Origin of the sequence: Yokenella regensburgei, from assembly GCF_051486985.1 — a bacterium.
In the GTDB taxonomy this organism is placed as follows: domain Bacteria; phylum Pseudomonadota; class Gammaproteobacteria; order Enterobacterales; family Enterobacteriaceae; genus CBFFRJ01.
In genome coordinates this window covers 1-2533 of record NZ_JAHVDV010000071.1, presented here as the reverse complement: position 1 = coordinate 2533, position 2533 = coordinate 1, and the positions used below count along the sequence as shown (strand labels likewise).

Genomic DNA, 2533 nt, shown 5'->3' with positions numbered 1-2533 from the left:
CGGGAGGAAGGCCGCCAGAAAGACGGTGCCCCCACCTGCCGCCTGCGCTTCCCCGGCCAGTACGACGATGACGAGTCGGGGTTGTTCTACAACCGCTTCCGGTACTATGATTGCGATACCGGGCAGTATCTGAGCGCGGACCCGGTGGGTTTAGCTGGTGGGGTCAACCCGTACTCATACGTATCAAATCCGCTTGGTTATGTTGATCCTTTAGGACTAAGTGTTTGTGATATAGCGAAAACAAGAAATCTTGCAACAACAATCAGTGATAAGTTTAAGCAGCTTTTTCAATGTGATAAATTTGCAAATGCACTAAAAAACAAAATGCAACAAGCAGGAGTAAATGGTGAACATCTCATCCTTGAGACTAACAATAAACAAGGTGCTTTCGGTAATGTATGGAGCGATAATGTAGGCAAGAATATAGCAACCAATGGACATCATGAGGCAATAAAAGTAGGTGATACCGTTTTTGATAATATGAATCCATCAGGTATTAAATACCAGGACTGGTTAAACGATCTATACTCCCCAGGTGAGTATGCAATTACTTCTACAAGGTTTTGATTATGAATGATATTATTAAGTTAATTGATATGATAGAAAAAAGACCGGCTCTATATTTGAGCAGGCATACTATATCAGCTCTAAAAGCGTTTTTAGATGGTTGGCAAATGAGAGAGCCTAAAGACATTGTTAATATGGAAGTTTTTGCAAATTTTCAATCTTACATTGAAGATTATTATGAAATAAATGGTCATTCCTGGGATAAAATAATATTACTGTTCTCTCAGGATGAGAGTGATGCATTAAGTGATTTTTTTGTCAGATATAAAGAAATGAAAATAATATATCGCCAGAAAAATGTGTGATATTTCTCAGCTTTTATTATGAAGTAGAATGGTGTTACCAGAAGATCACGATATGATGTATTAGTTGTAGACATGTATGAATGGAATCTACAGTGTGATTTGTTGGTTGGGTAGACTCTCTGTCCTTGACTATTAGGGTTGGCGGGAGTTGGTATTGATATTGCTAATAATGAAATTGTTGTATTAGATAAAACCCGAGCTTTAACAGATAATATTGACGAATATCATGGGTACGTACGTGATTGGGATGCTTTAGATAAAAAACAGCAGCCTGCGTTGACCAAATCTGGCAAGACAACAAGAAAAGGAAAAATTTGTGGTTGATGAAAATAAACTACATCTAGAAAAACTGCTTGACTCTGGTGATTCAAGCAAGCTAACTAAAACTCTTCTTTATATTTCCTATAATATAAGTGATGTGGAATGGGCTGGGGAAGAGCTAATGAGGATGGCAAATGATCCTGATGATGATATTAGTGGATTAGCTTTGACTTGTTTGGGACATTTAGAAAGGGTAAATGGAAAAAAAATAAAGATATAGTGATTCCTTTCTTAAAAAACAAAATAGCACGTTCAAATTAGATTATATCACCGAGAGCTGAAGATGCTCTTGATGATATTAATATGTTTACTTGACCATTGATTATGTTAAGGTCAGATATCTGAAAGAGAATGGCGGTTCCAGGTTGCCAGTGAGAGCGCACTGAATATACCAAAAGTCATCCCTAATATCCAGAGACCCGCACTTTCCTGTTATTACCGAATGTAAAAATAAAAGGTTTTATGAGTAAAACCCCACTAATCCCTTGTCGGGTTACTTTGATAAAGAAAAATCTGTTTATCGTGAATATCCAAATGAATTAATGATAGAAAATCCTGTTATTATTTCTGAAAACATTAGCGATGAATATCTTTTTTTCAATCGAGGAAGATATTAGCCGTGTCTTTGTTACTGATAAATTTAAGCAACGTGATGAAGAAACCGGGTTATTAGGCTTTGACTTTTCTGTTGAAATACCAACTTCATAATTTCAATAGCCGGGTAAGATCCTCTCAAATCTTCCCGGATTATTTTTTATTTACTCGCCGCCGTTCGATCCACTTAACAACCGCCCCCTTAACCACCTGCAGCACCTGGTAAAGCTGCTCGCGCAGCTCCTGCACTCGTCGCCGTCGGCGATCAGCACGATGCACCCCGCGAAATCCGCACCGTCACGCCGCGCCCGGTGTCAAAACCCGCCTCAGCCAGCCAGTCGCTCTTAAAGTGCAGGCCGGGTCTTTGTGAGTAACAGGTAGCCGGGCTGGGCGGAAACCCTCAACGGCAGGCGGACTGCGTACCGTTACGATGCGCAGCAGGATTATGTCGCACAGCGCACCACTGCCGGTATCACGGAGCATTTCAGCCGTGGTCTGACGGGGGAGCTGAAAGCGTGGCAGATAGCAGACCACGCCCCGCTGACCGTTGAACACGACCTGCGCGGCCAGGAAATCCGCCGGGCCAGCGCCGCCGGGTTTGACCAGCGGCAGGGCTGGACGCAGACCGGGATGCTGGCAGAGCAGCACAGCAGTGCCCTGCACCGCCAGTACCTGTATGACAAAGCGTACAACCTGACGATGACGGCCGACTCCCACCGGGGCACGATGGTCAACAGCCTGACGGC

Annotated in this window: 5 protein-coding genes and 1 pseudogene; 4 read left to right on the top strand and 2 right to left on the bottom strand. The window is 43.0% G+C overall.

What is annotated here, in order from left to right:
• The 4 genes from KXR87_RS23345 to KXR87_RS23330 all read left to right on the top strand — a co-directional run.
• On the top strand, window positions 1-567 hold a 567-nt coding region (locus KXR87_RS23345; protein WP_437434558.1), incomplete at its 5' end, for an RHS repeat-associated core domain-containing protein.
• Between the two features lie 2 nt (window positions 568-569).
• Window positions 570-872: a hypothetical protein gene (locus KXR87_RS23340; RefSeq protein WP_437434557.1), complete on the top strand. Its 303-nt coding sequence runs from the start codon at window positions 570-572 to the stop codon at window positions 870-872.
• A gap of 138 nt (window positions 873-1010) precedes the next feature.
• Window positions 1011-1196, top strand: coding sequence for a hypothetical protein (locus KXR87_RS23335; protein ID WP_437434556.1), 186 nt, complete (start codon window positions 1011-1013; stop codon window positions 1194-1196).
• Window positions 1189-1413, top strand: coding sequence for a hypothetical protein (locus tag KXR87_RS23330; protein ID WP_437434555.1), 225 nt, complete (start codon window positions 1189-1191; stop codon window positions 1411-1413). The genes KXR87_RS23335 and KXR87_RS23330 overlap by 8 nt, the downstream gene beginning before the upstream one ends.
• Before the next feature lie 527 nt (window positions 1414-1940).
• Here the strand turns inward: KXR87_RS23330 and KXR87_RS23325 are convergent.
• Window positions 1941-2166, bottom strand: a pseudogene (locus KXR87_RS23325) (SymE family type I addiction module toxin); the annotation flags it as partial.
• The coding region (locus tag KXR87_RS23320) for a hypothetical protein (RefSeq protein ID WP_437434554.1) at window positions 2085-2533 on the bottom strand (449 nt) is incomplete at its 5' end. The pseudogene KXR87_RS23325 and the gene KXR87_RS23320, both read right to left, overlap by 82 nt.